This is a genomic window from Arthrobacter sp. sptzw42 (assembly GCF_059089685.1).
The window spans coordinates 265,371-286,352 of the sequence record NZ_JBNHEX010000005.1; the positions used below are offsets into that span (position 1 = coordinate 265,371).

Genomic DNA, 20,982 nt, shown 5'->3' on the forward strand with positions numbered 1-20,982 from the left:
GCAATAACGCCAGCGGCCCGCCTCCTGCAGGAGGCGGGCCGCTTTTGCTGTACGCGGGCTTATTCGGAAACGAGCTCCAGGGCAAGTTCAGTCCGGACCACCTGGGCAAGGTGCTCGGCGATGGACTGCGCAGTCTCCTCGTCGCCGGCCTCCACCATGACCCGCACAACGGGTTCGGTGCCCGAAGGGCGGAGCAGGACCCGGCCGGTATCGCCCAGGGCGGCTTCCGCCGCAGCCACGGCCTGCGCAAGGACCTCGTTGCTGCGGACTCCGGCACGGTCCACGCCCTTGACGTTGATAAGTACCTGCGGGAGCTTGGTCATGACCGTGGCCAGTTCCTTGAGGGGCTTTCCGGTCAGGGCAATCTGGGCGGCGAGCTGCAGCCCGGTGAGCACGCCGTCGCCGGTGGTGGCGTGGTCGGCGAAAATGACGTGGCCGGACTGTTCGCCGCCGAGGTTGTAGCCGCCGTCGCGCATTTCCTCCAGAACGTACCGGTCCCCCACTGCGGTTTCACGGATGCTGATGCCGGCCTCGCGGAGGGCAATCTTCAGGCCGAGGTTGCTCATGACCGTGGCCACCAGGACATCGTCCTTGAGCTTGCCCGAGGCTTTGAGTGCAAAGGCGAGGATGGCCATGATCTGGTCGCCGTCCACCTCGTTGCCCTCGTGGTCCACGGCGAGGCAGCGGTCGGCGTCGCCGTCGTGGGCGATGCCCAGGTCCGCGCCATACTTCACCACGGCTTCCCTGAGGGGCTCCAGGTGGGTGGAGCCGACGCCGTCGTTGATGTTGTGCCCGTCGGGGTCAGCGCCGATGACCACCACGTTGGCGCCGGCGTCCTTGAAGACCTGGGGTGAGCACCCGCTGGCGGCGCCGTGGGCGCAGTCCAGAACAACTGTGAGGCCGTCCAGGCGGTGCGGAAGGGTCTGCAGGAGGTGAACGATGTAACGGTCCTCCGCGTCGGAGAAGCGCTGGATGCGTCCGACGTCGGCACCGACCGGGCGGACAGCTTCCTTGGCCATTTGAGCCTCGATGGCGTCCTCCACCTCATCGGGGAGTTTCTGGCCGCCGCGGGCGAAGAACTTGATGCCGTTGTCCGGCGCCGGATTGTGCGAGGCGGAGATCATGACGCCGAAGTCCGCGTCCAGATCGGCCACCAGGTAGGCAGCGGCAGGGGTGGGGAGGACACCGGCGTCGTAGACGTCAACGCCGGAGCTGGAAAGCCCTGCCTCCACGGCGGCGGCGATGAACTCTCCGCTGGCGCGCGGGTCGCGGGCCACCACGGCGCGCGGCCGGGAGCCGTTGGAGTTGCGGTCATGGCCGAGCACGACGGCGGCTGCCTGGGCCAGCTGCATGGCCAGCTCTGCTGTCAGCAGGCCGTTGGCCAGCCCCCGGACACCATCAGTTCCAAATAATCTAGACACCGGTCAAGTGTAGAGGATGGCTTTGCTTCAGCTTGAAACGGCTGGCCAAACGCACTTCTGTTGCATTCGCCGTCACGCAGGCACCCGCGCTAAACGGCAGAAGCCCGCCCCGCCAAATGGCGGGACGGGCTTCTGTGCAAGCGGGTTTAGCGCTTGGAGTACTGCTGGGCCTTGCGGGCCTTCTTGAGACCGGCCTTCTTACGCTCGATGACACGGGCGTCGCGGGACAGGTAACCGGCCTTCTTCAGGGTGGCGCGGTTGTTTTCGACGTCGATCTCGTTCAGCGAACGGGCGATGCCGAGGCGCAGCGCACCGGCCTGGCCGGAGATGCCGCCGCCGTGGATACGGGCGATGACGTCGTAGGCGCCTTCGAGATCAAGGATCTTGAAGGGCTCGTTGACGTCCTGCTGGTGCAGCTTGTTCGGGAAGTAGTTGTCCAGCGCGCGGCCGTTGATGGTCCACTTGCCGGAGCCGGGAACAACGCGGACGCGGGCAACGGCTTCCTTGCGGCGGCCAACAGCTGCGCCGGCAACGGTCAGGGCCGGGCGCTCCTTCTTCGGCGCAGCGGCGTCAGCAGCTGAGCTTTCAGAGGTGTAGCTGGTAAGGGTTTCCTCAGCCTCAACGGCTTCGGTGGTCTCTTCGTTCTGAGCCACGATTCTCCTTGTATAGATAAGTTGTTTGGTGGCCAGGACTACTGGGCGACCTGGGTGATTTCGAAAGTCTTGGGCTGCTGGGCGGCGTGGGGGTGCTCAGCACCGCGGTACACCTTCAGCTTGCCCAGCTGCTGGGCAGCGAGGGAGTTCTTGGGGAGCATGCCCTTGATGGCCTTTTCAACGGCGCGCACCGGATTGGATTCCAGCAGTTCCGCGTAGTTGACGGAGGTCAGACCGCCCGGGTAGCCGGAGTGGCGGTATGCGCGCTTCTGCTCCAGCTTGGCGCCGGTGAGGGCAACCTTTTCAGCGTTGATGATGATGACGAAGTCGCCCATGTCCATGTGGGATGCATAGGTGGCCTTGTGCTTGCCGCGCAGCAGGATTGCGGTCTGGCTTGCAAGACGACCAAGGACAACGTCTGTGGCGTCAATGACGTGCCACTGGCGGTTGATATCGCCGGGCTTCGGGGTGTACGTACGCACGGTGTTTGCCTCGTTCTTGTTCTGGCGTTCTTGTTTAGGTGTCACTAGCTCGTGCACCTACTGTCTGCGCGCTACCGGAACAGAGGTGAGGGCTCTATGTAACCAGTCATCCTGAGGTTCCGAATGTGCACGTTGAGTAGTTATCCTGCAACCGGATTCTCAAGCGGGCACGCACCATCGGAATAGGACACGCACAACGACTACCAAGATTAGCGCGTTAACGCGTTCAGGGTCAAAATGGGGTAGCCGGCGGCTGACTCAGCAGTTGCCCGGTCCGACGGACGCAGGGGGTCGCGGTGTTTGCAGGTGCTGTCGAGGCGTCCGGAGGATGGCTCCTTATCCTTGGAGTAACGCTGCTCGGCTGCAGCCTTTCGCCAGCCACTGAGCTTCTTATCGCCACATTTCTTCCTCGCCTGGGCGGTCTTCCCGCGCTCAGGACAAGAATCACGACGGCGGCCGTTACCGGAGTCCTTCTTGCTGCCCTTGCGCTGCGGATTGGAATGGACTCGGTGCTGCCGGCTTTCCTCGTATGCGCTGTGCTTGCCGTGCAGCTGGCACGGATAGACCTGGCCCACCACCTTCTGCCAAATCCCCTGGTACTGACCCTGCTCATTGCCGGTCTGGCGCTTCTCAGCATCAGCAGCGCCGTTACTGCCGAGTGGACCCCGCTACTGCGTTCCGCAGCCGGTGCAGTGCTGCTTTTCCTCGCCTACCTGGCACTCGCACTTATATCCCCAGGTGGCATCGGTATGGGTGACGTGAAGCTCGCCGCCCCAGTGGGCCTATATCTGGGCTATCTGGGGTGGAGGGAATTGTTTTATGGTGCCGCGCTAGGGTTCGTTCTCGGTGGCATTGTCTCGCTCGCCTTGGTTACAGCGAAGAGAGCAAGGAAAAAAGCTGAAGTTGCCTTTGGCCCTTCAATGCTTGCTGCGCTTCTGGGCACCATTTTTTTCGCGTCTTGAGCGGCTGCTTAGACGGCAGAACCTTCTGGATGCAACATTAGCCTTTGGCCCGTCCGGTCTTTGCGATGCCTGAAGATCAAGGTTTCCGCACCACAAACGCAGGAAATTCAGAGCTTAGGAAAGCTTGGCTCAGGAAGTGGCAAAGTCCCTATTCCGGGCAGGAACTGCCGTGCATCCTATTTACATAGCTGGTGACGGACCAGCTTCCTTCACTCGCTCAGGAGTTTCAAATGCTTGCTCTTTACACCAACCTCTCACTCCGCCTTCGCCGCGATGAAAAAGGCGCAACTGCAGTTGAATACGGCATTATGGTTGCCCTCATCGCAGTAGTCATCATCGTCGCCGTTACCCTCCTAGGTGGCGAATTGACAAAGATGTTCGGCAAAATTGCTTGTGATCTCCAGCCGGGGGCTGGCACGTGGAATGGCACAATCTGCGCCCCCTAACTGCCAGCATCTGCGGGCATTGTTGGTCGCAGACCGCAGAGGCCAGTGGTGGCGGCTAACCGCCACCACTGGGCAAGGAAAGTAGCCCGGTCGACGTGTGAGGGGATCCATGACAAGGCAAACTGAGCGTGGAGCTGTCGCTGTGGAGTTTGCCCTTCTCGCCCCCATCCTCGTCATACTCTTGCTTGGCATCATGGAGTTCGGGCGGGCCTACAACGTCCAGGTCACGCTCACCAACGCGGCGCGCGAAGGTGCCCGCAGCATGGCGATCAATAAAAACCAGGTAACAGCCCGCTCCGCAGCCAAGAACGCAGCATCCTACTTGAATCCGGCCCTTGTAGACGGAAATGTCGCCTTCAGCCAACTGGGCTGTCCTGCAGACGCACAAACGACAGTGACCATTACCTACAACCTCAGCACGATGACGGGCATCGCTGGACCGTTCGCCATGACCGGGAAAGGGACCATGCTATGCGGCGGCTAACGCTTCCGGCTGACAGTGAACGTGGCGCTGTGGCTGTGATCGTTGCTGTGCTCATGGTGGCGCTCTTGGGATTCGCTGCCATTTCGATTGATGTGGCAAAGCTTTATTCCGAACGTGCGCAGCTGCAGAATGGAGCAGATGCTGCAGCCTTGATGGTTGCTCAGAAATGCGCGAAAAACGTAGCAGATACAAACTGCTCGGCAACATCGAGCATGGCCGCAGAACTAGCCGACAAGAACGCCCTGGACAGCCTCAGCAACGTGAAGACTATCGCCCTCGACAAGTCTGCCCGTACCGTCCAAGTGACGGTAGGGGCAAAAGAAGTTGGCACTACGACCAACAGCGTGTCCATGTTCTTCGCCAACGTCTTCGGGATCTCCAGTTCCGAAGTCTCGGCATCATCAAGCGTACTTTGGGGTAGCCCTGTGGAGGGCATCACGCCCTTCCCCCTGGCAATTTCGGTATGCCAAGTATCGGGAATGGTGGGCGGCGCGACGCAACTGCTCCAAAACCATTCCGCTGACAAAAATGCAGACTGTCCGCTCGGGCCGGCCGGAAAGACCGTTCCTGGCGGCTTCGGTTGGACTGTTCAAAACGCCGGTCAGTGTGGCGGGTTTGTGGATTTGGCCATCAATGAAAGTGGCAGTGACACCGGAAACGATGGCCCCTCGAACTGCGATGCGCTCCTCAATAAGTGGGCTGCGGAGATTGCCTCAGGAAAAAAAGTCACCGTCCTGCTCCCCGTTTACGAGGACGTAAGCGGAACAGGTACTGGTGCCAGCTACGATCTCATGGCATTCGCTTCTTTGGAGGTGCAGGGCTGGGCCTTCAGCGGCGCTGACAAGCTTCCCATGGTCTACAACAACGCAACGTCCCCTGATAAGAACCTCCAGTGCACCGGCAACTGCCGCGGCATCATCGGCAGCTTTGTTAAGTATGTCTCCCTGGCTGACGGCTACAAGCTGGGGCCCGTCAGCCCCTACGGCGCGACCGTTGTAGAACTAACCAGCTAATTCGTTACTTATCCGTATTCCGTTAATCCCCAGGAGCAGTTCGTGAAGTCTCGATTGTTGGCAGGAGTGGCCGCGGCAGTCCTCGCCATCGTCGGCGCGTTCTTGATTGTTAATTATGCGCACGGCGCGGATCAGCGAGCCGTGAAGAATCTCGAGCCCGTATGGGTCTTGGTCGTGAACGCGCCGATCCCCGCCGGCACTCCCGTCGAATCGATGGCAGCCTCGCTGACAACGGAACAGTTGCCCTCTGCAGCGGTAGCTGACTCTGCTCTCGCAACGCTCGATGGTTCCACAGGCAAGGTTTCCGCTGTCGACCTCGTTCCCGGGGAACAACTTGTCGCCGAGCGCTTGATCGCTCCCGCTGACCTCAAGACCCAAGGCTCCGTTGAAGTACCTGCGGGACTTCAGGAAGTCTCCTTCCAGCTTGAGCCAGACCGCGTCGTGGGCGGCCGGCTTGCCCCCGGCGATCACGTGGGCATCTTCGTATCGTTCGACTCCGGGGCCCTAGAAACTCGGGCTGACAAGGAAACCACCAAGCTCACCGTTCGCAAAGCACTGGTTACCGCCGTCCAGCGGGCACCTGAGTCGGTACCGGGGGCTGCGCCATCGCCTACGGCGAGCGCAGATCCGAACGCGGCTGACCCAAAAGACACCACCCTTCCCACGGGCTCCCTCATGCTGACCGTTGCCGTCAATGACGTTGACGCGGCCAAAATTGTCTTCGCCGCCGAATACGCCAAGATGTGGCTCAGCAAGGAGCCCACCGACGCGACCGACAGCGGACCCCGGATCATCGAGCGGACGGAGGTCTACAAATGAGCCGCTTCGTCCTCATCACACCCAACACTGATTTTGACGGCCGTTTACGGCAGGCCATTGCAGGCGGGCTCCAGGGCGGCGTCCAGACATTCTTCACAAACGTCCTGCCGGCGGGCCCCTACGACTTGTTCGCGCAGCTCAACCAGGAGCAACCGGAGGTTCTCATCCTGGGACCGGATGTGCCCGTGGACGAGGCTCTCCGCCTGGCCACTGTGCTCGACGTCCAAGTGCCGGACCTTACCGTGCTCCTTGCCAGCGAACCTGGCCCGGAACTCGTCCTGCAGGCCATGCGTGCGGGAGTCCGCGACATCCTCAGTCCATCTGCTGACCCCGCCCAGCTGCGGGTGCTGCTGGAGCGCGCCTGCCAGTCCTTTGCCAGCCGCCACCGGGCGGGTCAGCCGCAGCAAACCCAAAACAACAAGGGACGCGTAATTGGCGTTTTCTCGCCTAAGGGCGGCGTCGGCAAGACGACCATCGCCACCAACCTCGCAGTAGGTTTGGGCAAAGTGGCGCCAATGAGCGTGGTACTCGTAGACCTGGATCTGCAGTTCGGCGACGTCGCCTCCGGGCTCTATCTCAACCCCGAGCACACTGTCACGGATGCAGTGTCCCCCGCCGCGAGCCAGGACACGCTGGTGCTCAAGGCGTTCCTTACCGTGCACCCTTCGAGCATCTACGCACTGTGTGCGCCTGACAACCCGGTCGAAGCCGACCACATCTCCCCTCATCAGGTCACCCGGCTGCTGGAGCAGCTGGCGGAAGAATTCCAGTACGTTGTGGTCGATACTGCCCCTGGACTGCCGGAAATCGGGTTGGCAGCAATGGAAGCTTGCACAGACGTGGTGTGGGTCAGTGCCATGGACATCCCCAGCGTCCGCGGCCTGCGGTCAGGCCTGGACATCCTTCGGCAGCTTGAAATCCTTCCCGAGGGAAGGCATGTGGTTTTGAACATGGCAGACGCCAAGTGCGGACTCTCCGTCCAGGACATCGAATCGACCATCGGGGCTCCTGTTGACGTCAGCGTACCCCGATCCCGCGCCGTGGCATTTTCTACCAATCGGGGGGTTCCCGTTCTCCAGGAAGCCAAAAGGGATCCAGCCGTGAAAGGTCTTACCCAGCTTGTAGAGCGTTTCAGCTCCTCCGCTAAGAGCCAGCGGCAAAACCACCGCCGGGTGGTGGTGTAGATGAAGCTGTCCGAACGTCTTCAAGCGGCACAGTCAAAGTCTCAGCCGGGCACTGTCCAAGCTGCTGCCGCGGCTACTGCTCCCGCCTCAGTTCCCGCCGCCGCAGACGTTGTGCCCGGAACCGAGCAGGTTGCAGCAAATTCGAAGGAGCAAGCGGCAACCGACTCTTCACCTTTCAGGAGCGGAGAAAACCCACCGCGACGGGGCCACCTGGAAGCGGTCGCTAAGCGGCCGCAGCCGTTGAACGCTCAGCACGACGTCCCCAAGCCGAAGGCCCAACAGCCGGTGGATGTTTTTGCAGCTCTTAAGCAGAGAGCGGCCACCGCTCTTTTTGAACGCATGGGAGCGCGTTTCAATGACTCCACCATTACGGAAAAGGATCTGCGGAGCACGGCGCGGGAAGAGCTCAGCCGCATCATCGATGAGGAACAGGTCCCATTAACGGCGGAAGAACGTTCCCGTCTTGTGGCAGACGTAGCCGATGACGTGCTCGGCTACGGTCCCCTGCAGAGGCTCCTGGATGACCCGGCGGTCACCGAAATCATGGTGAACCGGATGGACCAGATTTATGTGGAACGCAAGGGCAAGCTGACCCTGACCGAATCCAGGTTCAGCTCGGAAGAACACCTGCGCAAGGTGATCGAGCGCATCGTGTCCAAGGTGGGCCGGCGCATTGATGAGTCCTCTCCCCTGGTTGATGCACGCCTGGAGGACGGCTCCCGCGTCAACGCGGTCATTCCGCCGCTGGCTGTCGGCGGATCTTCGTTGACCATCCGTAAGTTCAGCAAAGTGCCCCTGACAGTCCAGAACCTCATCGACTTCGGAACGCTGACTCCGGAAATGGCTGAACTTCTCGACGCCTGCGTCAAGGCCAAGCTGAACATCATTGTCTCCGGCGGTACCGGCACCGGAAAGACCACCCTGCTCAACGTTCTCTCATCGTTCCTTCCGGCCAACGAACGCATTGTCACCATCGAGGACGCTGTGGAACTCCAAATGCAGCAGGAGCACGTAGTCCGCCTGGAGAGCCGGCCGCCGAACACGGAAGGCAAAGGCGAAGTGACAATCCGTGAACTGCTCCGCAACTCACTCCGTATGCGCCCTGACCGCATCGTGGTGGGCGAAGTCCGCGGCGGCGAATCGCTGGACATGCTCCAGGCCATGAACACAGGCCACGACGGGTCCCTCTCCACTGTCCACTCCAACTCGCCCCGCGACGCCGTCGCCCGCCTGGAAACCCTCGTGCTGATGGCTGGCATGGACCTGCCGCTGCGGGCCATCCGCGAACAAATCGCCTCCGCCGTTAACCTGATCATCCAGATATCCCGCTTGAGGGATGGCACACGCCGCATCACGCACGTCACTGAGGTGCAGGGCATGGAAGGCGACATCGTCACTCTCCAGGACGCCTTCGTGTTTGATTACTCGGCGGGAGTGGATCAGCACGGCCGCTTCCTCGGGTCACCCATTCCAACGGGCATTCGTCCGCGCTTTATAGACCGGTTCGAAGACATGGGAATCCACGTTTCAGCGGGTGTGTTCGGCGCCGCTTTGGCTCCCGCCGGAAGGTCCTGACATGGTCCTGACGATTGGCATCCTCCTGGTGATCGCCGGCATTGCCGTTGCGGGCGTTGCTGTGATGATCCCCCGCACTCCCACCGTGCCGCTTGACCGCCGCCGGCCCTTTCAGACTGACTCGACATCCCAGCTGACGCGCTTTGCCGGGTCAGCGGTCCAGGGGATCGAGCGGATACTTGCCACCCGAAACGTGCGCTACTTCAACCGGGAGACGCTGGAAAACGCAGGGCTCCGGCTCAGCCAGGCGGATTTCCTGCTGCTGGTCCTTATTGGAGCCTTTGTAGGTGCTTTGATGGGTTTCGTCGTCGCGGGACCATTACTGGCCATCCTGCTGGTGATCGCGGCACCCTTCGCAGCCCACCTGGTACTGGGCTTCCTCGCGGGCAAAAGACGAACAGCATTCGGTGAGCAGCTGGGTGACACCCTGCAGCTCCTCTCCGGCAGCCTCCGCGCCGGCCACAGCATCATGCGGGCCATTGACGCTGCCGCAAACGAATCACAGGCGCCAACATCCGAGGAAATGCGCAGAATCGTTTCGGAGACCAGCCTGGGCCGGGACCTCCTCACTTCGCTGAACGACACTGCCGAGCGCATGAAGAGTGAAGATTTCGTCTGGATCAGCCAGGCCATCCAGATCAACCGGGAAGTGGGTGGGAACTTGGCCGAGGTACTGGACCAGGTCAATGAGACGATCCGCGAGCGCAACGAAATCAAGGGTCACATCAAATCCCTGGCCGCTGAAGGCAAGTTCTCGGCGTACATCCTCATGGCACTTCCCATCGGAATCGTGGCAATGCTCATGCTGGTAAGTCCGGGCTACATGGACAAGATGGTTTCGACGGTTCTCGGGTGGGTCATGATCGTTGCCTCGATCATTATGATGACCATCGGCGGGCTGTGGATGCGCAAGATCATCGACCTGAAGTTTTGAGCACAACATGAGCCCCCTGATAGCCCTCGCGCTCCTCCTCATCTGCCCGCCGCTCGCATATCTGACCTGGTCCCTGCTGTCCATCGACAAAAAGGGCCAGGCGATTGCCCGCGACATACTGTCCCGTGGCGCCCATCACACCGAGGCGGAGAAACGAACCAGCACGGGCCTGCTCGAAAACATCGGCCGCGGCCTCACCCCGCCTGGCTACGTGCACAAGTTGGACCATCTTCTTTCCCTCGCTGGCCGTCCGGCCAACCTTCCCTTAGGTAGGGTCCTTGCGGCCAAGCCCGCCCTTGGCTTACTGGGTGGCTTGATCGGGCTGTGGCTCAGTTCGGTGGGTACGACGCCGATCATCAAGCTCGTTGGGCTGTTCGTCCTGGTCCTGGGCTACTTCATCCCGGACCTCCTGCTCTACAGCAAAGGGCAGGAAAGGCAAAAGGTCATGCAGCTGGAGCTGGCCAACACCCTGGACCAGATGCTGATCTCCGTGGAAGCAGGACTCGGCTTCGAAGGCGCGATGGCACGTGCGGGTGAAAACGGCAAGGGCCCCCTGGCTGAGGAGCTGGTGCGCACCCTGCAGGACATGCAGGTTGGGCGCAGCCGCCGGGAGTCCTACATGGCGCTGGCTGAGCGGACCAACGTTCCCGAGCTGCGCAGCTTTGTGCAGGCCGTGGTTCAGGCAGACACCTACGGTATTGCCATTAGCCGGGTGCTCCGCGTCCAGGCGAAGGTCATGCGTGTGAAGCGCCGCCAACGCGCGGAGGAAAAGGCCATGAAGCTACCTGTGATGATCCTGTTTCCACTGTTGTTCTTCATCTTTCCCGTGCTTTTCATTGCAATCCTGGGGCCGGCAGTCATCAACACTATCGAGACGTTCAGCGGGCAATAGATGCCACAGGCTTGCTGTGAAAATGCCTCAAGTTTTGCACAGGATCACCGTAATTAGGACAACCGACTAATCCCAGGAAGTAGCCTTGAAGAATGCGAAATCCAGATTCCGGCTCCAGCGACAGGAGCGCAGCGGCGCCTCCAGCGGAGTCCGGAATCTCACTGGCAACCGGGTCGGACATCTCGCAGGAAGCGGCCGGGCTTTTGCCGCTCATTGACGCGGCAGTGCTGGAGGAGTTGGAAGACGAGCTTGCCGGCTCTGGACTTGCCCAGCGCTTCGCCCGCGACTACGCAACAATGTGGGACCAGCGCCGCTCACGGCTGGCCGCCGCGGTGGACAGCCAAGATACCGATTCAGCGCTGGATGCCGCCATCAGCCTGAAGATCAGCTCGGCCATGGTGGGCGGGATGCGCCTGGCCAAACTGGCAGAGTTGCTGGAAGCACTGATCCGTCGTGGTGACTTTGGCCAGGGCCGGGTTCTCATGGAGCGGCTGACTCGCGACGGCGGCCAGACCGTTTCAGAACTGCGGGCCACTTACATCCTTAAGAACGGGTAGTTCCCGGCGCTATCCGGCGTCCGGCCGGGTGGGCGCCAAGCGGTATCCAACGCCTCTCACCGTCTGCAGCCACCGCGGCGCAACCGAATCCTCTTTCAGCTTCCGCCGCAGGTTGCCCACGTGAACCTCGACGGCGCGTTCATCAGCCTCGCTGATGTAAGTGTCCTCGCCGTAGAGGTCCCCCCGTACTGCCTTGACGAGATCAGCCCGGGTGCACACCGCCCCGCCGCCGCGCAGGAGCACGTGGAGCAAATCGAATTCGCTCCGGGTCAGGCCCAGGGGCTCCCCCTTAATTTCCACTGTGCGTGTCCGGTGGTTCAGTGTGAGTCCGTTGTGGTGGAGTACGGCTGAGTCCTGGGCGCGGGCGGCCGGAGCTGCCGCCACAGGTGCCGCTCCCCACACAGTGGCCGCAGAGTTCTGCCCGTTGACCTCGTGGCGCGGCCTGCGCATCATGGCTGCAACGCGTGCCCTGAGCTCGCGCGGCCGAAAGGGCTTGGCGATGTAGTCGTCAGCACCGGCGTTAAGGGCGGACAGCAGGTCAGGCTCCTCGGTCCTGCCGGTCAGCATCACCACGTAGGCGTTGCTGAAGTTACGGATCCGCCGCAGCACCTCAAACCCGTCGATATCCGGCAGCCCGATATCCAGCGTCACCACGTTGGCCTGCTTGTCCCGGACCACTTCCACGCCGGCCCTGCCGTCAACTGCTGTATGCACCTCAAAGCCTGCCTGGCTCAACACTCCCTCGAGGAGGTTCCGCACGTCGGCGTCGTCTTCAATTACTACAGCCACACCAAGATCGTCCATTGATATCCCTGCGCCAGGCAGTTACGACCCCCCATCAGCCCAGCGCTGATGCCATAACCGCTCCAACCCTTTATACGCTACAGACAAGGCCTGCTGATGACATCTCTTTCAACTATGCATTTGAAAAGTCAATTATTATGACAAGGACAGTGAATCGAGCATAGAAAGGATGCGTGCCAGGTTGCTTTATAGAAATACAGGCGCGCATCTGCGGGGAAACCCTTGCCCGGCCCTGGGCCATAGCAGGCTCCATGGCTGAGCGCCTTTTCCCGCGGGGGCCCGCCCGCTTCTTCCAGACGCTCGGTCCGCGTTCCCAGGTTGCCCTGTGCCAGCTGCCCCTGACCTTGATCGTTGCCGCCCTTTTTGTTGCCACTCCCTTTGCCTGGCCCACGCTGCTGCATAATCCGCTGTATATGGGCGGGATCGTCCTGACCGTCCTGCTCTTGCTCGGCTGTCTCCTCGTACCGTGGGAGCGCCTGGCACACCGCCCCTACCTGCTGATCCCCATCCTGGACTTCGTTGCGATCGGGCTGCTCCGCAACGGTGCTGCTCCCCTTCTCCCGGGCCTCGCCGTGCTGGCGGTGTTCCCGGTCATTTGGCTCTCTGCCTCCGGCATGCTCACCCGCAGCAGCCTGGTCCTGAGCTTCTTCGGCCCCATGCTCATCATGGTGCCCTCGCTCGCCGGCCGGTTCCCCAACCTGACGGCCTCGGATATCACCACCACCTTCCTCTTTCCCCTGATGATGCTCTCGGTGTCCCTGGCCATCAGGTTCGCCAGCGTCCACGTCCGGCTGCAGCAGCGCGAGCTGGCGGAGAAGGACATTGAGCTGCGCAAGCTGCTCCGCGAGAGCAGGGAACGTGAAAAGCTGCTCATGACGGTCCTTGATGCCACCGACGTCGGTATTGCCGCCGTCGACCGTTCCGGCCGCCTGCTGGTGTCCAACAACCGGCAGCGCAACTTCCGGGAGGCCACCCGCGCCGACGACGCCGTCCCCAGCCACGGGCACCAGCTGATCTTTGGGCAGGACAGGCGGACCCTGCTGCCACCCGAAAAGCGCCCCATCAGCCGCGCCATTGCCGGTGAGTCCTTTGCCGACTACCTCGTGTGGGCGGGCGAGGGTGCCGAGCAGCGGGCCATTTCGACGGCGGCGCGGCCGCTGGTGAGTGAGGACGGGCAGCTGACCGGCGCTGTTGTCGCTTACAGTGACGTCACCGGCTGGGTTGAGGCGCTGGCGGCGAACCAGGAACTCGTCTCCAACGTCACGCACGAGTTCAAGACGCCCCTCAATTCCATCATCGGCAACGTGGACCTGGTGCTCGACGACGTCGCCGCCTTGCCGCCGCAGCTAGCCCAGCGATTGCTGGTGGTGCAGCGGAACGCCGAACGGCTGCTGGCGCTGGTGGCGGACCTGTCAGCTTCTGCCTCCGCGGCACTCAATGTCCATCCCAAACGGACGGACCTGGCCAGCCTCGTGGAAAGCAGCATCGACTCCGCGCAGGCACAGGCGGAGTACGCGAACATCTCGCTCACTGCCGACGTTCCCTCACCCCTGTGGGCGTACGCGGACCCGCTCCGGATCGGCCAGGCTTTGGACAACCTCGTGTCCAACGCCATCAAGTACTCCCCCGACGGCGGGAGCGTCAGCATCAGCGCCCACAGCACCAGGGAGTGGGTGCAGCTCAGCGTCAGCGACACCGGGATGGGAATCAGCAGCGAGGACACCGCCAGGGTTTTCAACCGCTTCTACCGGACGGAGGCCGCCAGGGGCGCGGCCATCGCCGGCGCGGGACTGGGCCTGTCCATCACCAAGACCATCGTGGAAGGCCACGGCGGCAAGATCACGTGCGCCAGCGGACAGGGGCAAGGCAGCACGTTCACCCTGACCCTCCCGGCCGAGGGCCCCCCGCCGTCGTTCTAGCCTTCGGAGCGCACAACTAGCTACTCGCGCCGCGCGCGGGTGAGCTCCGCACGGGCCAGCAACTCGCCGTCGGACGGGTACGCCACTTCCTCCAGCACCAGCGGGTGCGGTGCCGCCAGCACGGACCTGGCATCACGCTTCCTGGCCAACAGCCGCCCGTAAAGCCAGCCCGGCTCCTCCGCGCCCTCCCCCACGTACAGCGCAGAACCGATCAGGGCACGCACCATGTTGTGGCAGAAAGCGTCAGCCTGGATGGTGGCCACGATGACGCCGTCTTCAGCCCGGGCGAACTCAAAACGCTGCAGCTCACGGAGGGTGGTGGCTCCCTCGCGGGGCTTGCAGAAGGACAGGAAGTCCTGCAGCCCCAGCAGCTTGGCAGCGCCCTCATTCAGCAAGGAAACATCCAGCGGGTTCTTGTACCACAGCGTCGAGTACCGGCCCAGCGGGTCCCACAGTGCGGGGCCGTCGGCAATGCGGTAGCTGTAGCGCCGCCACAGGGCCGAGAACCTGGCGTCGAAACCTGGCGGTGCCACCGCGATCCGGTGCACCTCCACCGCCCCGGTGAGGTCACCGAGCACCCGGCTCAGCGCGCCGCGTATCCTGCGGAGCATGGCGACGGCGGGATCCAGTTCGTGACCGCGCGGCAGTTCCAGCCACTCGGCGTCCGTGAGGTCCAGGTGCACCACTTGGCCGCGGGCGTGCACCCCCGCGTCGGTGCGTCCGGCAACGGTGACGCGGACGGGCCGCCGGACCAGCAGATGCAACGCCTCCTCGAGGACGCCCTGGACGGTCCGCAGCCCTGGCTGCAAGGCCCACCCGCTGAAGGGGCCGCCGTCGTAGGACAGATCAAGCCGGATACGCAAAAACCCGCCGCCCCCCATAACGGGGGCCGCGGGTTTTTGGTGGTTCATAGACTCAAGTCTATGCCAAGGAAATCAGCGAATTACTTCGCGTCCTTCTCCTCGGCAGCCGGAGCTTCAGCAGCTTCCTCAGCGGCCGGAGCCTCTTCGGCTGCAGCGGCGGTCTCGGGAGCCAGTGCTTCCTCGGCGGCCGGTGCTTCTGCTGCTTCAGTCTCGACAACCTCAGCTTCGGGAGCTTCCTCAGCAGCCGGAGCAGCCTTGTCTGCATCGCGCTTGGCAGCCGCGGTAGCTTCAGCTACTACGGCCTGCTTGGCTGAAACGGGCTCAAGGACGAGCTCGATGACAGCCATGGGAGCGTTGTCGCCCTTGCGGTTGCCGATCTTGGTGATGCGGGTGTAGCCGCCATCGCGGTTCTCCACAGCCTGGGCGATGTCGGTGAACAGCTCGTGGACGACGCCCTTGTTGCTGATCAGGCCGAGCACGCGGCGGCGGGAAGCGAGGTCGCCACGCTTGGCGAAAGTCACCAGGCGCTCTGCGTACGGCTTCAGGCGCTTGGCCTTGGTCACCGTGGTGGTGATCCGCTTGTGCTCGAACAGTGCTGCTGCCAGGTTCGCGAGCATGAGGCGCTCGTGAGCCGGGCCGCCTCCGAGGCGCGGACCCTTAGTGGGGGTAGGCATAATTGTTTCTCCTCAAATGGAAGCCGTGGGCTGTGCACACCATGGTGCCCGGCCCGCGGCCAAGGTCTGGTTTAGAGTTCGTCGTCGCCGAAGGCGGCGTCGTCCTCTTCGATTGCTGCGGCGCGTGCTGCGAGGTCAAAACCGGGAGGCGAGTCCTTGAGGGACAGGCCCAGTTCAACCAGCTTTGCCTTGACCTCGTCAATGGACTTTGCACCGAAGTTGCGGATGTCCATCAGGTCAGCCTCGGAGCGGGCAACGAGTTCACCCACGGTGTGGATGCCCTCACGCTTGAGGCAGTTGTAGGAACGGACGGTGAGGTCCAGATCCTCGATCGGCAGGGCCATGTCGGCTGCCAGGGCAGCGTCGGTGGGTGACGGGCCGATCTCGATACCTTCAGCTGCGGTGTTCAGCTCACGTGCCAGACCGAAGAGCTCCACCAGGGTGGTGCCTGCGGAAGCGACGGCATCGCGCGGGGCGATGGCCTGCTTGGTCTCGACGTCGACAATCAGCTTGTCGAAGTCGGTGCGCTGCTCAACACGGGTTGCTTCCACGCGGAAAGTAACCTTCAGCACCGGCGAGTAGATGGAGTCGACCGGGATACGGCCGATCTCTGCGTCGCCGGACTTGTTCTGAGCTGCCGAAACGTAGCCGCGGCCGCGCTCGATGGTCAGTTCGAGTTCGAACTTGCCCTTCGAGTTCAGCGTGGCGATGTGCAGATCCGGGTTGTGGAATTCGACGCCGGCCGGCGGAGCGATGTCCGCGGCGGTGACGACTCCGGGGCCCTGCTTGCGCAGGTAAGCGACAACCGGCTCATCGTGCTCGGAGGAGACCGACAGGCTCTTGATGTTCAGGATGATCTCAGTGACATCTTCCTTTACACCCGGAACCGTGGTGAACTCGTGCAGCACGCCATCGATCCGGATGCTGGTTACAGCGGCACCGGGGATGGAGGAGAGCAGGGTACGGCGGAGGGAGTTTCCGAGGGTGTAGCCGAAGCCCGGTTCCAGCGGTTCAATGATGAAGCGCGAACGGTTTTCGGAGACTACCTCTTCGGAGAGGGTGGGGCGCTGTGCAATGAGCACTTAGGTTTCCTTTCGGCGAGCATCCGCTATATGACGCAACACAGGTGGTGGAAATGTGGTCTGAAGACTTAACGCGCTGGGCTTGCCCGGACCGTCAACGGTCCGGGCAAGCTCAGGCGGCGTCGAAAGCTTTAGACGCGGCGGCGCTTCGGCGGGCGGCAGCCGTTGTGCGCAGCGGGGGTGACGTCCTGGATGGAGCCAACCTCGAGGCCTGCGGCCTGCAACGAACGGATCGCGGTTTCGCGTCCGGAACCCGGTCCCTTGACGAAAACGTCAACCTTGCGCATGCCGTGCTCCTGGGCACGCTTGGCAGCAGCTTCGGCAGCCATCTGGGCTGCGAACGGGGTGGACTTACGCGAGCCCTTGAAGCCAACCTCACCTGAGGAAGCCCAGGAGATAACAGCGCCGCTCGGATCCGTGATGGAAACGATGGTGTTGTTGAACGTGCTCTTGATGTGCGCCTGGCCCAGCGCGATATTCTTTTTGTCCTTCTTACGCGGCTTGCGAACCGCGCCACGAGTCTTCGGGGGCATTATTTCTCCTACAGAAAGTTATTGGGGAAAGTACCGTTAATCCCGGCCGGGATTTTAACGGGCCTTCTTCTTGCCGGCGACGGTGCGCTTCGGGCCCTTGCGGGTACGGGCGTTGGTCTTCGTACGCTGTCCGCGTACGGGCAGGCCCTTGCGGTGGCGCAGGCCTTCGTAGCTGCCGATTTCAACCTTGCGGCGGATATCTGCTGCTACTTCGCGGCGAAGGTCACCCTCAACCTTGTAGTTGCCTTCAATGTAGTCACGCAGCTCAACCAGCTGTGCATCAGTCAGGTCCTTGACGCGAACGTCAGCGCTGATGCCAGTGGCAGCCAGGGTTTCGTGTGCACGGGTCTTGCCCACGCCGTAGATGTAAGTAAGCGCAATTTCCAACCGCTTTTCGCGGGGAATGTCTACGCCAGCGAGACGAGCCATAGTGGCAGTACTCCTTGAATAAACCGGAGGTCGTAGGCAGTACACCCGCACGTTCTGTGCGGCCCCAGCCTCCGACCGGGGGTTAGCTGTCCGGACTCTTTCGAGCTCAATGTTCCAGATCAGCTTGTGCTGCCTTTATTTACTTGCGTGGGTTAGCAACCCAGGATTTCCTTCAGGGAAGGAAATTAGCCCTGGCGCTGCTTGTGGCGCGGGTTCTCGCAGATCACCATGACCCGGCCATTACGGCGGATCACTTTGCACTTTTCGCAGATCTGCTTGACGCTCGGCTTGACCTTCATGGCATTCCTTTGCGTGTAACAGTTGGTCAACTGGAGCGGCGATCAGTTCACACCGAAGCCGCCCAGCAATTTACTTGTAGCGGTAGACGATACGACCACGAGTGAGGTCGTACGGGCTCAGCTCCACCACTACGCGGTCCTCCGGGAGGATCCTGATGTAGTGCTGACGCATCTTTCCAGAGATGTGTGCCAGTACGATGTGCTTGTTGGTGAGCTCAACGCGAAACATCGCGTTAGGCAGCGCCTCGGTCACAACGCCTTCGATCTCAATGACCCCGTCCTTCTTGGCCATACCCTCCGCTAACTGTTGTTGCCGCCGTCCTGCCGGATTGCACCGGGCATGACCACGAACGTTTTTGTTGGATCGATTGCCGGTTCCAGGCCCCAAAAGGGCGTGGCAGTCCAGACAACCAACAAGCAACACTACTCTGTCCCGCGGCAAAAGTTAAATCGGCAATAGTAACCTACCCGGCGCCGAACACACCATAATCGCCGCCGGGAGTACTCACGGCGCTGGCACTGGCCACGCCGTCAAGGATGGCCAGGCGTACGACGTCGGCTGCCGCACTCTGCAGTGTGATGAGGCTGAGCTGCCGGGCAGCTTCGTCTGTCCGGTCCAGGTGCACCGCCCCGGTTGCGAGGCAAAAGACAACATCGCCATCGGCCAGGGTGTGGGACGGGTTCAGGGCCCGGGCGATCCCGGCATGGGCAGCCGAGGCGGTCCGCTTGCACTCGGCCACGTCAAGAACTGCGTTGGTGGCGACGACGACGAGGGTGGTGTTCAGGGGCGTGCCTGGCTGTACTACCGACTCCCGGAGAACGGAATGCTCAACCACCGGCAGCCCCAGGGCGTTGACGACGGCAAGGGCCCCGACCACTGCCCCGTTCTCCAGGGTGATCGACGCGGTGCCAATCCCGCCCTTGTAGGTACGGGCGAGGAGTGCGCCGGTGCCGGCTCCGGCGTTGCCGCGTCCGACGTCGTGTCCATCCTTCTCCGCAGCCGCGGCAGCAGTTGCGGCGTAGCCCATGTCCGGCGTCGGGCGCGCTGAGAAGTCACCGCCGCGGCCGAGGTCGAAGATTGCGGCCGCGGAGACGATGGGCACCACTCCCCCGGGAACTGCGAAGCCCCGATTGTTCTCCTCGCACCAGCGCTGCGCGCCCGAGGCGGATGCGAGGCCGTACGCGCTGCCGCCCGTGAGCACCACGGCGTTCACTGCACTGACCAGGGTGGTGGGGTCAAGGGCATCGGTTTCGTGGGTGGCCGGCCCGCCGCCCTGGACGTCCACCGAACCGACGGTGCCGGGCGGCGGCAGGACAACTGTCACTCCGGTCAGCCAGCCGTCGTCGGTCTTCTGTGCGTGGCCAACCCGGACCCCGGGCACATCGGTGATTGCTCCCATGGCACCCATTGTTCCCCCTCCCCCAACTGGCTCGCAGTTGTTGTCGTTTTGGGCGCCCAAAACGACAACAACTGCGACCTACTTTGCTACGGGATGGGGACGGGGGTGACGCCAAGGGGCACCAGGTGCTCCGCGCCGCCGTCGGGCGCTGACAGCACCCAGATGCCCTTGTCGTGGACTGCAACGGAGTGCTCCCACTGGCAGGAGCGCTGGCCGTCCGTGGTGACCACGGTCCAGTCGTCCTCCAGCACCGCGGTGTCGATGCTGCCCCGCACAAGCATTGGCTCGATCGCGAGGCAGAGGCCCGGACGGATTTTCGGGCCTCTGTGGCTGGTGCGGTAGTTCAGTACGTCCGGGGCCATGTGCATCTCCGAGCCGATGCCGTGCCCCACGTAGTCCTCAAGGATGCCCAGCGGTTTGCCCGGCACGGACGAAACGTAGTCGTCGATGGCAGCACCGATGTCACCCACGTGCTTGCCCTTGGCCAGTGCCGCGATACCCCGCCACATGGCCGCCCGGGTTACGTCCGAGAGGCGCTGGTCCTCGGGGTCCGCGGTGCCCACGACGACCGTCCGGGCGGAGTCGGAGTGCCAGTCGTTGACGATCGCGCCGCCGTCGATCGAGATGATGTCGCCCTCACGGAGGACACGGCTGCCGGGGATCCCGTGCACCACCTCCTCGTTCACCGAGGTGCAGATGGTGGCCGGGAAGCCGTGGTAGCCAAGGAAGTTGGACTTGGCGCCGGCGTCGTTCAGGACGGCCGCGAAAACGTCGTCCAGGTGCTTGGTGGTGACGCCGGGAACGGCTGCTGCCACGGCGGCGTCCAAGGCACGGCTGAGGACCAGGCCTGCTTCGTGCATGGTGCGCATCTGGGCGTTGGTCTTGTATTCGATGCGGGGCTGGCCAAAGGCCATGGGTGTTTCCTTTCAAATGGCTGAGGCTCCTCCCGATTACCGGGAGGAGCCTCGGAAAAGCTGTGCCTGGATCAGGCTGCCTGGGCGGCCTTGATGGCCTGCATCACGCGGTCGGTGACCTCGTCGATGGGGCCGATGCCGTCCACTTGGGTGAGGATGCCGCGTTCGGCGTACTTGGCCACTACGGCTTCGGTCTGCTCGTGGTACAGGTCAAGGCGGTGGCGGATGACGGCTTCGTTGTCGTCGCTCCGGCCGGTTTCCTTGGCACGGCCCAGGAGGCGGTGCACCAGTTCCTCGTCGTCGGCAGTCAGCTGCAGGACGACGTCGAGCTTCTCTTCGCCTTTGGCAAGGATCTCGTCGAGGTAGTCCACCTGCGCGGTGGTGCGCGGGTAGCCGTCCAGCAGAAAGCCGCCCTCGACGTCGGACTCGTTGAGCCGGTCGCGCACCATCTTGTTGGTCACGCTGTCCGGAACGAAGTCGCCGGCGTCCATGAACTTCTTGGCCTCAATGCCAAGCGGCGTTTCGCCCTTTACGTTTGCACGGAAGATATCGCCGGTGGAGATCGCCACAACGCCGAGGCGCTCCGAAATCCGTTCCGCCTGCGTTCCTTTTCCGGAACCGGGAGGTCCAATAATCAGCATTC

Annotated in this window: 25 protein-coding genes; 11 read left to right on the forward strand and 14 right to left on the reverse strand. The window is 62.6% G+C overall.

The annotated features are described in order from the left end of the window. Window positions 1-59: 59 nt before the first annotated feature. From glmM to rplM, 3 genes are all read right to left on the reverse strand, one after another. The gene (glmM, locus tag AC5RT4_RS08960) at window positions 60-1,421 is read right to left on the reverse strand and encodes a phosphoglucosamine mutase (protein WP_494105511.1); all 1,362 of its coding nucleotides are present in this window, start codon (window positions 1,419-1,421) and stop codon (window positions 60-62) included. A 146-nt stretch (window positions 1,422-1,567) separates the two neighbouring features. Then, a complete protein-coding gene (gene rpsI, locus AC5RT4_RS08965) occupies window positions 1,568-2,074 on the reverse strand; it encodes a 30S ribosomal protein S9 (RefSeq protein WP_050684362.1) in 507 nt (168 codons plus the stop codon). 38 nt (window positions 2,075-2,112) lie between these two features. After that, window positions 2,113-2,556, reverse strand: coding sequence for a 50S ribosomal protein L13 (gene rplM / locus AC5RT4_RS08970; RefSeq protein ID WP_009358699.1), 444 nt, complete (start codon window positions 2,554-2,556; stop codon window positions 2,113-2,115). A gap of 500 nt (window positions 2,557-3,056) precedes the next feature. On the opposite strand from rplM, the gene AC5RT4_RS08975 reads away from it, so the two are divergent. The 10 genes from AC5RT4_RS08975 to AC5RT4_RS09020 all read left to right on the forward strand — a co-directional run bounded on the left by AC5RT4_RS08975 (window position 3,057) and on the right by AC5RT4_RS09020 (window position 11,422). Continuing rightward, window positions 3,057-3,518, forward strand: coding sequence for a prepilin peptidase (locus AC5RT4_RS08975; RefSeq protein ID WP_494041939.1), 462 nt, complete (start codon window positions 3,057-3,059; stop codon window positions 3,516-3,518). Between the two features lie 230 nt (window positions 3,519-3,748). Next, on the forward strand, window positions 3,749-3,964 hold the full coding sequence (locus AC5RT4_RS08980; protein WP_494105512.1) for a Flp family type IVb pilin: 216 nt from the start codon (window positions 3,749-3,751) through the stop codon (window positions 3,962-3,964). A 109-nt stretch (window positions 3,965-4,073) separates the two neighbouring features. Then, the gene (locus AC5RT4_RS08985) at window positions 4,074-4,448 is read left to right on the forward strand and encodes a TadE/TadG family type IV pilus assembly protein (protein ID WP_494105513.1); all 375 of its coding nucleotides are present in this window, start codon (window positions 4,074-4,076) and stop codon (window positions 4,446-4,448) included. Between the two features lie 29 nt (window positions 4,449-4,477). Continuing rightward, window positions 4,478-5,461 (forward strand): pilus assembly protein TadG-related protein, encoded by a 984-nt coding sequence (locus AC5RT4_RS08990; RefSeq protein WP_494105514.1) that lies wholly within the window; start codon window positions 4,478-4,480, stop codon window positions 5,459-5,461. A gap of 42 nt (window positions 5,462-5,503) precedes the next feature. Then, on the forward strand, window positions 5,504-6,280 hold the full coding sequence (gene cpaB, locus AC5RT4_RS08995; RefSeq protein WP_494105515.1) for a Flp pilus assembly protein CpaB: 777 nt from the start codon (window positions 5,504-5,506) through the stop codon (window positions 6,278-6,280). Further along, window positions 6,277-7,464 carry a CpaE/TadZ family protein gene (locus AC5RT4_RS09000; protein WP_494105516.1) on the forward strand — a complete coding sequence of 396 codons (1,188 nt, stop codon included), beginning with the start codon at window positions 6,277-6,279 and terminating at the stop codon, window positions 7,462-7,464. The genes cpaB and AC5RT4_RS09000 overlap by 4 nt, the downstream gene beginning before the upstream one ends. Beyond that, on the forward strand, window positions 7,465-9,039 hold the full coding sequence (locus AC5RT4_RS09005) for a TadA family conjugal transfer-associated ATPase (protein ID WP_494105517.1): 1,575 nt from the start codon (window positions 7,465-7,467) through the stop codon (window positions 9,037-9,039). A 1-nt stretch (window position 9,040) separates the two neighbouring features. Next, window positions 9,041-9,973 carry a type II secretion system F family protein gene (locus tag AC5RT4_RS09010; RefSeq protein ID WP_494105518.1) on the forward strand — a complete coding sequence of 311 codons (933 nt, stop codon included), beginning with the start codon at window positions 9,041-9,043 and terminating at the stop codon, window positions 9,971-9,973. Window positions 9,974-9,980: 7 nt separating this feature from the next. Then, entirely contained in the window at window positions 9,981-10,865 is an 885-nt protein-coding gene (locus AC5RT4_RS09015; protein WP_494105519.1) for a type II secretion system F family protein, read from the forward strand. A 92-nt stretch (window positions 10,866-10,957) separates the two neighbouring features. Then, window positions 10,958-11,422: an Hpt domain-containing protein gene (locus tag AC5RT4_RS09020; RefSeq protein ID WP_494105520.1), complete on the forward strand. Its 465-nt coding sequence runs from the start codon at window positions 10,958-10,960 to the stop codon at window positions 11,420-11,422. A gap of 9 nt (window positions 11,423-11,431) precedes the next feature. Here the strand turns inward: AC5RT4_RS09020 and AC5RT4_RS09025 are convergent, their stop codons facing one another. Continuing rightward, window positions 11,432-12,226, reverse strand: coding sequence for a response regulator transcription factor (locus AC5RT4_RS09025; RefSeq protein WP_494105521.1), 795 nt, complete (start codon window positions 12,224-12,226; stop codon window positions 11,432-11,434). Between the two features lie 251 nt (window positions 12,227-12,477). Here AC5RT4_RS09025 and AC5RT4_RS09030 point away from each other — a divergent pair, with 251 nt between their 5' ends. Then, on the forward strand, window positions 12,478-14,145 hold the full coding sequence (locus tag AC5RT4_RS09030) for a sensor histidine kinase (RefSeq protein ID WP_494105522.1): 1,668 nt from the start codon (window positions 12,478-12,480) through the stop codon (window positions 14,143-14,145). Between the two features lie 20 nt (window positions 14,146-14,165). Here AC5RT4_RS09030 and AC5RT4_RS09035 read toward each other — a convergent pair whose 3' ends face one another. From AC5RT4_RS09035 to AC5RT4_RS09080, 10 genes are all read right to left on the reverse strand, one after another. Continuing rightward, window positions 14,166-15,056, reverse strand: coding sequence for a tRNA pseudouridine synthase A (locus AC5RT4_RS09035; RefSeq protein WP_494041951.1), 891 nt, complete (start codon window positions 15,054-15,056; stop codon window positions 14,166-14,168). 32 nt (window positions 15,057-15,088) lie between these two features. After that, the gene (rplQ, locus tag AC5RT4_RS09040; RefSeq protein ID WP_494041952.1) at window positions 15,089-15,682 is read right to left on the reverse strand and encodes a 50S ribosomal protein L17; all 594 of its coding nucleotides are present in this window, start codon (window positions 15,680-15,682) and stop codon (window positions 15,089-15,091) included. Window positions 15,683-15,753: 71 nt separating this feature from the next. After that, entirely contained in the window at window positions 15,754-16,764 is a 1,011-nt protein-coding gene (locus tag AC5RT4_RS09045; protein ID WP_013601812.1) for a DNA-directed RNA polymerase subunit alpha, read from the reverse strand. Between the two features lie 131 nt (window positions 16,765-16,895). After that, a complete protein-coding gene (gene rpsK / locus AC5RT4_RS09050) occupies window positions 16,896-17,297 on the reverse strand; it encodes a 30S ribosomal protein S11 (RefSeq protein WP_018760435.1) in 402 nt (133 codons plus the stop codon). Between the two features lie 54 nt (window positions 17,298-17,351). Further along, window positions 17,352-17,726: a 30S ribosomal protein S13 gene (gene rpsM / locus AC5RT4_RS09055; protein ID WP_003803743.1), complete on the reverse strand. Its 375-nt coding sequence runs from the start codon at window positions 17,724-17,726 to the stop codon at window positions 17,352-17,354. 185 nt (window positions 17,727-17,911) lie between these two features. Next, complete coding sequence (gene rpmJ, locus AC5RT4_RS09060) at window positions 17,912-18,025, reverse strand: 50S ribosomal protein L36 (RefSeq protein WP_009358722.1); 114 nt, start codon at window positions 18,023-18,025, stop codon at window positions 17,912-17,914. A 70-nt stretch (window positions 18,026-18,095) separates the two neighbouring features. After that, window positions 18,096-18,317, reverse strand: a complete 222-nt coding sequence (infA, locus tag AC5RT4_RS09065; protein ID WP_009358723.1) for a translation initiation factor IF-1 — start codon at window positions 18,315-18,317, stop codon at window positions 18,096-18,098. Between the two features lie 172 nt (window positions 18,318-18,489). Further along, window positions 18,490-19,425, reverse strand: coding sequence for a P1 family peptidase (locus AC5RT4_RS09070; protein ID WP_494105523.1), 936 nt, complete (start codon window positions 19,423-19,425; stop codon window positions 18,490-18,492). 86 nt (window positions 19,426-19,511) lie between these two features. Then, on the reverse strand, window positions 19,512-20,339 hold the full coding sequence (gene map / locus AC5RT4_RS09075) for a type I methionyl aminopeptidase (RefSeq protein WP_494105524.1): 828 nt from the start codon (window positions 20,337-20,339) through the stop codon (window positions 19,512-19,514). A gap of 71 nt (window positions 20,340-20,410) precedes the next feature. Next, on the reverse strand, window positions 20,411-20,980 hold the full coding sequence (locus tag AC5RT4_RS09080) for an adenylate kinase (RefSeq protein WP_494042032.1): 570 nt from the start codon (window positions 20,978-20,980) through the stop codon (window positions 20,411-20,413). Window positions 20,981-20,982 lie beyond the last annotated feature (2 nt).

What these genes read in the sequence shown, in the direction of transcription:
- AC5RT4_RS08980 (WP_494105512.1), top strand. Translation starts at nt 3,749, where the DNA reads ATGCTTGCTCTTTACACCAACCTCTCACTCCGCCTTCGCCGCGATGAA.
- AC5RT4_RS09030 (WP_494105522.1), top strand. Translation starts at nt 12,478, where the DNA reads ATGGCTGAGCGCCTTTTCCCGCGGGGGCCCGCCCGCTTCTTCCAGACG.
- AC5RT4_RS09005 (WP_494105517.1), top strand. Translation starts at nt 7,465, where the DNA reads ATGAAGCTGTCCGAACGTCTTCAAGCGGCACAGTCAAAGTCTCAGCCG.
- rpsK (WP_018760435.1), bottom strand. Translation starts at nt 17,297, where the DNA reads ATGCCCCCGAAGACTCGTGGCGCGGTTCGCAAGCCGCGTAAGAAGGAC.
- AC5RT4_RS09080 (WP_494042032.1), bottom strand. Translation starts at nt 20,980, where the DNA reads ATGCTGATTATTGGACCTCCCGGTTCCGGAAAAGGAACGCAGGCGGAA.
- AC5RT4_RS08985 (WP_494105513.1), top strand. Translation starts at nt 4,074, where the DNA reads ATGACAAGGCAAACTGAGCGTGGAGCTGTCGCTGTGGAGTTTGCCCTT.
- AC5RT4_RS09025 (WP_494105521.1), bottom strand. Translation starts at nt 12,226, where the DNA reads ATGGACGATCTTGGTGTGGCTGTAGTAATTGAAGACGACGCCGACGTG.
- AC5RT4_RS09000 (WP_494105516.1), top strand. Translation starts at nt 6,277, where the DNA reads ATGAGCCGCTTCGTCCTCATCACACCCAACACTGATTTTGACGGCCGT.
- AC5RT4_RS09015 (WP_494105519.1), top strand. Translation starts at nt 9,981, where the DNA reads ATGAGCCCCCTGATAGCCCTCGCGCTCCTCCTCATCTGCCCGCCGCTC.
- map (WP_494105524.1), bottom strand. Translation starts at nt 20,339, where the DNA reads ATGGCCTTTGGCCAGCCCCGCATCGAATACAAGACCAACGCCCAGATG.
- AC5RT4_RS08975 (WP_494041939.1), top strand. Translation starts at nt 3,057, where the DNA reads ATGGACTCGGTGCTGCCGGCTTTCCTCGTATGCGCTGTGCTTGCCGTG.
- AC5RT4_RS09035 (WP_494041951.1), bottom strand. Translation starts at nt 15,056, where the DNA reads ATGAACCACCAAAAACCCGCGGCCCCCGTTATGGGGGGCGGCGGGTTT.
- infA (WP_009358723.1), bottom strand. Translation starts at nt 18,317, where the DNA reads ATGGCCAAGAAGGACGGGGTCATTGAGATCGAAGGCGTTGTGACCGAG.
- rpmJ (WP_009358722.1), bottom strand. Translation starts at nt 18,025, where the DNA reads ATGAAGGTCAAGCCGAGCGTCAAGCAGATCTGCGAAAAGTGCAAAGTG.
- AC5RT4_RS09010 (WP_494105518.1), top strand. Translation starts at nt 9,041, where the DNA reads ATGGTCCTGACGATTGGCATCCTCCTGGTGATCGCCGGCATTGCCGTT.
- AC5RT4_RS09020 (WP_494105520.1), top strand. Translation starts at nt 10,958, where the DNA reads ATGCGAAATCCAGATTCCGGCTCCAGCGACAGGAGCGCAGCGGCGCCT.
- rplQ (WP_494041952.1), bottom strand. Translation starts at nt 15,682, where the DNA reads ATGCCTACCCCCACTAAGGGTCCGCGCCTCGGAGGCGGCCCGGCTCAC.
- rpsM (WP_003803743.1), bottom strand. Translation starts at nt 17,726, where the DNA reads ATGGCTCGTCTCGCTGGCGTAGACATTCCCCGCGAAAAGCGGTTGGAA.
- AC5RT4_RS09070 (WP_494105523.1), bottom strand. Translation starts at nt 19,425, where the DNA reads ATGGGAGCAATCACCGATGTGCCCGGGGTCCGGGTTGGCCACGCACAG.